This is a genomic window from Frankia sp. CcWB2 (assembly GCF_977927585.1).
In genome coordinates, this window is record NZ_CDWRCM010000014.1 from 7573 (window position 1) to 14048 (window position 6476).

4 protein-coding genes and 1 pseudogene are annotated in these 6476 nt (G+C 73.1%); 2 read left to right on the forward strand and 3 right to left on the reverse strand.

Annotated elements, in window-relative coordinates:
• Nucleotides 1-799: geranylgeranyl reductase family protein (locus tag ACY45C_RS03035; protein WP_462186136.1), on the forward strand; the 799-nt coding region annotated here is incomplete at its 5' end.
• Between the two features lie 31 nt (nucleotides 800-830).
• Here the strand turns inward: ACY45C_RS03035 and ACY45C_RS03040 are convergent.
• The gene (locus ACY45C_RS03040; protein WP_462186137.1) at nucleotides 831-1694 is read right to left on the reverse strand and encodes a MinD/ParA family ATP-binding protein; all 864 of its coding nucleotides are present in this window, start codon (nucleotides 1692-1694) and stop codon (nucleotides 831-833) included.
• Between the two features lie 540 nt (nucleotides 1695-2234).
• On the opposite strand from ACY45C_RS03040, the gene ACY45C_RS03045 reads away from it, so the two are divergent.
• Nucleotides 2235-2492 carry a hypothetical protein gene (locus tag ACY45C_RS03045; RefSeq protein ID WP_462186138.1) on the forward strand — a complete coding sequence of 86 codons (258 nt, stop codon included), beginning with the start codon at nucleotides 2235-2237 and terminating at the stop codon, nucleotides 2490-2492.
• 607 nt (nucleotides 2493-3099) lie between these two features.
• On the opposite strand, the pseudogene ACY45C_RS03050 reads toward ACY45C_RS03045, so the two are convergent.
• Together ACY45C_RS03050 and ACY45C_RS03055 are read right to left on the reverse strand one after the other, a co-directional pair.
• Nucleotides 3100-4045: pseudogene (locus ACY45C_RS03050) on the reverse strand (phosphotransferase).
• A 35-nt stretch (nucleotides 4046-4080) separates the two neighbouring features.
• Nucleotides 4081-5502: a hypothetical protein gene (locus ACY45C_RS03055; protein ID WP_462186139.1), complete on the reverse strand. Its 1422-nt coding sequence runs from the start codon at nucleotides 5500-5502 to the stop codon at nucleotides 4081-4083.
• Nucleotides 5503-6476 lie beyond the last annotated feature (974 nt).

Below are 6476 nucleotides of genomic sequence, written 5' to 3' on the forward strand. Positions count from 1 at the left end.
GGGTGCGGACGGCACCTCGGGTCGTTGTGGCACCTATGCCGGTGTCCGCTGTGACCAGGTCGACGTCGGCCTGGAGGGCGAGTTTGTCGCCGACCCGGCGCGTGCCGCGCGATGGGCCGGGCGCATGCTCATCGACTGGGGGCCGGTGCCGGGTTCCTACGGGTGGGTGTTCCCCAAGGGACGGGTGCTCACGGTCGGCGTGATCGGTGATCGTGCCGAGGGCGCCGCGCTGCGCGCCTATTACACCCGGTTCGTCGACCGGCTCGGGCTCACCGACCTGCCGCGCCAGCATGACTCCGGACATCTCACCCGGGTGCGGGCCGTCGGCTCCCCGCTGCGTCGGGGCCGGGTATTGGTCGTGGGGGACGCAGCCGGGCTCCTGGATCCGTGGACACGCGAAGGCATCTCGTTCGCATTACGGTCGGGTCGGCCCGCCGGGGAGGCGGCCGCCGCGGCGAGTGTGGGTGTCGGTCGCGCGAGGGCGGGCGTGACCCGGGCTAGGGGGGTCACGGATACAAGGCCGACTGGCCCGGGTACCACGGCGCCTAGCCCGGGTGCCACGGCGCTCGACGCCTTGGCCGCCTATCCCGCGCGCGTCGAGACGATCCTGGGCCCCGAGATGGCGGCGGGACGAGAGGTCCTGGCCGCGTTCACCCGCCGGCCGGGCGCGATGCACACGGTCATGGCGGGCCCGGGCGCCTTCGGGCTGTTCACCCGGCTCATCGAGGGACGGACCACCATCGCCCGGCAACTGCGTCGTCCCGGCGTGCGGACGGCGGTGGCGGTGCTGGGCCGCTGAGGTGCTGAGGCAGCCGGCGGTGCCAGCGGCGTCAGCCGCCCGGGTAGCCGCGGCGTTCCTCGCCGAAGCGTTCGGCCACCGCGCCGGCGATCTCCCGATAGGCCGCCCGCGTCTCCCGTTTCAGGCTCGACAGCACGATCCGTCCCCCGTCGGCCAGATGCGGGTCGAACGGGACCCGGACCACCCGTCGCGTCCGGGCTTCAAAATGCCGTTCCAGCGTGTCGACGTCGACCCGCTCGCCCTGGACGGGGAACATTGAGATCACGGCGACCGCCTCGCGGACATGGTCGGAGTAGCCGTGCGCGTCCAACCAGTCGAGAGTGGCGCTCGCGCTGGACCCGCCGTCGGCGCTGGCGCTGCTCACGATCACCAGCGTGTCGGCCAGCTCCAGCACCCCGTGCATCGCACTGTGCAGGATGCCCGTCCCACAGTCGGTCAACAGGATCGAGTAGTGTCGTTGCAGCAGATCGTCGACTGCCCGGTAGTCGGCGTCCCCGAAGGTGTCCGACAGCTCCGGATCGTTGGCCGACGCCAGCACCTCCAGCCTCGAGTCGGCCTGTGACAGGTACCTGCGGACGTCCACGTACCGGTGCAGACGCGGAGCGTCCGCCAGCAGCTCGCGCACCGTGTGGGCGGAGGTGCGTGGCACCCTGGAGCCCAGGGTGCCACGGTCCGGGTTCGCGTCGATCGCCACCACCCGGTCATCGCGCAGGCTGGCCAGCGTGGAGCCGACCGCCACCGTCGTCGTGGTCTTGCCGACGCCGCCCTTGAGGGACATCACCGCGATGCGGTGACAGCCGTGCAGCGGGTTCCGGATGCGCGCGAGGAGCCGGCGGTCGCGAACCTCGTCGGGGGACGGACCGGGGTTCACCGCGCCCGCCGAGACCTGGTACACGAGCCTGCGCCAGCCGCGGGACGCCGTCTCTGGGGGAGCGGGCAGCAGTGCGCTGGTGGCGAGCCCCGCCCGGCCGTTTCCCGGTTCCCGGGGACCCGTCTCCCGGGGACCCGGTCCCGCCGGGCCGCCGGGCGGCCCGGCTGGCTCGGGATCGCGCAGCCAGGAGGGGATGCGGCCGGCTTCGGTGGGCGTGCGGGCCGGGCCAGTATGCGGGCCGCGGGCCGCCTTGCTCCCGGTTCTCGACCGGCCGGGGGGCGGCGGCGTCGAAGTCCGCCCGTCTCATCGCGGCGGTCTCCTCCAGAGCGGACGAGTTTGCCGGCGCCACCGGCGGCGTGCTCCGCCACGGATCATGGCGTTCGTCCCGCGGGGCCGGTGGCGGGCCCGGTGGCGGGGGCTGGGCGTACGGGTCGGACGGTGGCGGTGGCGGGTTCAGCGGATCGCCCCCGCCAGGCCCGGGTCTCCCCCGGCGGGGGCGGCGGGTACGCTTGACCGAACACTCCGCCCGGATTCGGGGGGGACTGGTCGAGTAGCGGATCGAAGGTGCGGGTCTCGATCGGCAGCATCCTGCCGTTGTCGTTGGCACTCTCCGTGCCTCGACGGTTCATGGCCGCGGACCCGGGAGTGCCCCGATCGGTCCAGCCCGCCGAGCCGGCCGGGTGGGAACCTGTTGCCTCGGAACCCGTGGCCGACATCGGATCAACGCGGCGCATCGACGGCCAGGTGTCGGAGACGGCGGGGGACGCCGTCGGGGCGGCGGTGCCCGGCCGGAAGGCGGATGCCGCCGGCTCGGGGCGGTAGGGGCCGTCGACCGTCCAACCGGTGGCACCGGCGGAGCGCGGCTGCGCCGGACCGGTCTGCCAGTGACCCGGGTCGGCTCGGTCGGGAGACGACCGGCCGGTGTCCGTCACTGCCGGCAGTCGGCTCGCCGAACGGGACGGCTGCTCGGTGGTCGGCGGCGGGGACCCGACGCGCCCGCCACGCTCCTGCGGCCCGGGATTCGCGGGGTCCCGATCTCCGACATCGCCGACCCGGATGGCGCCGATCTCCCGAGGATCATCGTTCATGATTGTTCTCCGGGCAGCACACCACCTGGTTGATCCCCGGGGCGGGCATTCCCTCCGTCGTGTTCAAGGGCCTCCCCTCCGTTCGGGCGACCCAAGCCATGAGGCCGGGGTGATCTGACGACCACGCCCAGGACGGTGGTCCGCGCCGGTAGCCCCGCTCGGAGCCGGGCGTCCGGCACGTGGACGTGACCCGCCGGACCGGCCCGACAGGTCTGACCAGAATGACATGTGGTTCCGTGGACCGCACGGCCCGGCCGGTGGAAACGGTGTGCCTCGTGTGGTGCCGGCGGCGGGGGCGTCTCCTCCCCGGGGTCCTGACAGCGAGGGTGATGAGGGAGGCGTCAACGGTAGGGGGACCAGCGGACGCCGGTGTCGCCGGAGCGCAGGCTGTCGATCCTGACCCGGAACTGGGCGGCCACCGTCGCGCTGCTCCCCAGGATCGGCACCACGCTCGTCACCAGCTTCAGTTCCCGGACCGCCCGCAGGACGGCGAACCCGTCCCAGGTGGTGACGTCGAAGTCGTAGCCCCGGGCCAGGTCGAGGTGGGCCTGAGGATCATGACCAAAGCGTAGCCGGCCGACCGCCACGGGAATCAGGTCCCATTCCGCCGGCCCCAGGCAGGTAGCGTCGAAGTCGCAGAGCAGCGCGCGGCCGTCCGCGGCCCGTACGAGGTTAGCCAGATGCGCGTCCCCATGTATGATGACCCGCGGCAGCGCGTAGCGGATGGTGGGCAGAGCCGCCGCGACCCGGCTGGTCATCTTCTCCAGGAAACGGCGGTCGGGCTCGGGGAGCGCCTCGGCGTCGGATAATCGCCGGCGGACGTCGTCGAGGGGATCCCAGCGTGGCAGCGGCGGTTCCGGCGGCGCCAGAGTGTGCAGACCGCGCAGCGCGCCGGCCAGCTCCGTGGTGTCCGGTGCCGGGCCGCCGGGCGGGGTGCCAGGTGGCGTCGCGTCGGCCCAGACCGTCGCGAGGAAGCCGGCCGCCGTGACCGGGGCCGGCACGCCGGGGAGCAGCCGGGACGGCCGGGACGTGGTTCTCCGCCAGCCAGCGGGCCACCCGGACCACCTTGCTCACCCGATGCGCCATCGCGGCCGATCCGATGATCCGGACAACCGCGCCGGCCCGTGGCAGCCGGTACACCGCGTTCACGGTTCTCTTGATCAGCACGGCGCCCGAGTCGTCCAGGCCGGCCTCAGCGCAGATCGCGCCGAGGGCGCGGCGAGTCCGCTCCGCGGTGAACCGCGCGCCCTCCGGCGAGCCCGCCGGAGGGCGCCCGCCGTCGGCCATTCCACCCTCGTACGGTCCTCGTACGGTGGCCGGCGTCAGACCGACGGGCTCGGCACGGGAACCGCGCGCCCGCCGGGCCGCTGCCGCGCCGCGGAGCGCTGCCACTCCCGGATGAGTACCGCGAGGTCCCGCACCTGGTGCACCTCGCTGTGCGGCCGGGTGGCCGCGAGCAGCTGATCCGCGCGTCCCGAGACGGAGGCCACGGTTCGCCCCCAGGAGATCTGGATCGCCTCGGTGGCCAGCGCGCAGACCTGGTCGAGTTCCAGGCGGCCCTGCCGGGCCAGCGCCAGGGCGAGATTGAGGCGGATCACCGACCGGAATCCCGGGGCGTTCATCCCGTCCAGCTTCGGCATGGCGAGATCCGCGTGCTCCTGGGCGGCCTGCGGGCGGCCGAGCAGACACAGGGCCGTCGTGGCGTTGTAGGGCACCTCGACCGGATTGAACTGGTCGAAACTCGGACCGGGACGGCCCCACCGGTCTGCCGGGATGGCGTCCGCCAGGTCGTACGCCCGGTCCAGGGCCTGGGCCGCGCCCCGCACGTCACCGAGGGCGGCGAGGGCACGCGCCTCCTGGCAGACAAGTCGGGCCCGCACGGCACCGCCACTGACGTGGGTCAGCCCGTCCCGGGCAAGGCGGAGCGCCTCGTCGGGCCGGCCGGCGTAGAACTCGTTGACGGCCGCGACTTCCCGGGCCGAGCCGCGAAGCGCACCCTCACCCACCGAGCGCCCCGCCTGGAAGCCGAGCGACGTCAGCGACCGCGCGGTCTCGATGTCACCGAGTTTGAAGGCCGCATCCGCACCCAGCACGGCGACCCGCCCCCGCAGCACGTCGCGCCGGTGGGCGTCGCCGGCGGGGATGGACCGCCGGCTGAGCCGCTCCAAGCCGCGGCGCAACCGCTCGGTCTGGGCCAGGATGTGCGCGGGTGGGGTCGCCTCGTGCGCGTCGAGGAGGTCGTCGAGCAGATCGTCGGCGCGTTCCAGAGCGAGCTGGACCGGACTGGCCGCGAGGACGTCCGAGACCTCCATGATCTGTCCCTCGGCGAGGATCGCGGTCATGACCGCCGCTCCCGCATAGCGATGGAACTGTCTGCGGTCCGAGGCGCCGGGGGCCGGGGCGCCAAGGCGCGTGGTGTGGGGGGCCGACGACGGTGTCGGCTGCGCCGGGATCGCTCCGCTCACAGCGCCGAAGGGTGCTTCGCTCACAGTGCCGAAGGATGGCGTGCCCGCAGGTACTGGTGACACATCGGTGGGGCTCGTTGCGGACTTCGTCATCGAAGGCTGGGGCGGCGGCGCCGGCTCGTAGTCCTCGGGGTGGTCGTCCGGAGGGGTGCGCGCCGGCGGGATGATGATCGACTCGGTGGTCGCCCACCAGGGTGGGAGAGGGGCCGACCGGCTCGTCGGGACCCAGGCCTCGGGGTCGGGCCCGCGCGTCGGTGAAGATCCGCTCGACTGCGGCATGCCGCGCGTCCTTCCTTCAGATAACACCACGGTCGTGACCGTGGCGACAAGGTAGTGGGGGGTAGAGCCCGCTGTGAGAAGCGACCGACCGGAGGCGCACAGTGAGACCACACGCCCGCATCGGTGCCGCGACCGCCATCCTCCCTGACGGCGGTCCGGCCGGATCCAGCGATCAACGGCCGAAGTCTCCCGGCGGTCGTGCGACGGCCTCGCTGCCGCCGGCCGGTCGCTCCGGTCACTCTGGTCGGTCCGACCGGATCTGGCCCGTGTCTCGCTTTGTCAATAGTAGGAGGGAGGCTGCGCCGAAGGGTGATGGTTGTTGGTGCGCAAAGTTCCTGTCATCGTGGCTCTGCGTGGTGTTACCCGGAGGTTTCCTCTGCCGATCATGTTCGGCGGGCGAGCCGGCGGCGGTGCGATGCGGCGGTGGAGTTCGCCGGTCGGCGGTGGCGGGACGAGGAAGGGGGGCGCTGGCAGGACCGACAGGATCGCGCGGCGCAGGCTTGCGGATCATCGCCCCGGCCCGGGAGGGTCCCGGGCGACGAGCCGAGGGAGGCCGGGATGCGGCCCGCCGTCGGTCCGCTCCAGAACGGGAACGAGGCGGCAACAGCTTTGAAATCATGACATCTCGTCATGATTACCGAAAAGGTGAAGTTGGGGGCCCGATGTTGGTCCGATCGGTGCCGGCGTCCATCCCTGCGTTCGGGTCGTCCATCCCTGCGTTCGGGTCGGTAGCCTCGGCATTGTGATCGATGGCTCCCCGACGTGCTTTCCGGCCGGCAGGTCGCGCAGCTGGTGTCGACCAGGCCGGCCGTGGTCGGCGCGCCGTGCCTGATGACCGCGTGGCGCGGCGTCCCGCCGATCCACTAGTCGGGCCGCGGGCAAACCTGCCATCCGCCGACGCGTCCCTGGCCCGTGAGCTCGATGACCAGGCGCACCGGGCCTGGCCGCCGTTGCGCCAGGTCGAACGGGCCGGG

Excerpts from the sequence above, each read along its gene's own strand:
- ACY45C_RS03055 (WP_462186139.1), bottom strand. The coding sequence starts at position 5,502 with ATGCCGCAGTCGAGCGGATCTTCACCGACGCGCGGGCCCGACCCCGAG.